Consider the following 439-nt stretch of genomic DNA (forward strand, 5'->3'; position numbering starts at 1 on the left):
ATGGTAAAGACAGACAATGCCCATGACTGTGCTAATGTGCGTCTAATTCCGTTGAAATCTCCCGCACCGAAATATTGCGAAGCTAGCACACTGACAGCGCCGCTAATCCCGGATACCATGATCAAGTTGAAGAAAAATATGCGGTTACCCACACCAACCGCCGCAGTTGCAGAGTCACCCAGTTGGTTAACCATAAAAATATCGACCACGCCGAGTAATGAAAACAACATGGTTTGTAGCGATACAGGCAAACCGATGTGTAAAAGCTTTTGCCAAAAATCTTTGTCTAGATGAAGATATGTCGAGCGCATCGCATTTCCCCTGTGGTTAATATGCGAGAAGTTTATCGGCATTTGTTTAGGCTGTATTGTTCAGGTTCATCACAAACTTTTGCCAAACTATCTATTTTCAAAAGCTGTCTATTTGTCAAAACGATCTG

General features: G+C 42.8%; 1 protein-coding gene. It reads right to left on the bottom strand.

Translation table 11 applies throughout. The features are described from left to right. The coding region (locus tag AB4486_RS26650) for an MATE family efflux transporter (RefSeq protein WP_372119769.1) at positions 1-353 on the bottom strand (353 nt) is incomplete at its 3' end. Positions 354-439: the final 86 nt, after the last annotated feature.

The organism is Vibrio sp. 10N.222.55.C6, from assembly GCF_041473395.1.
Taxonomy (GTDB): domain Bacteria; phylum Pseudomonadota; class Gammaproteobacteria; order Enterobacterales; family Vibrionaceae; genus Vibrio; species Vibrio crassostreae_C.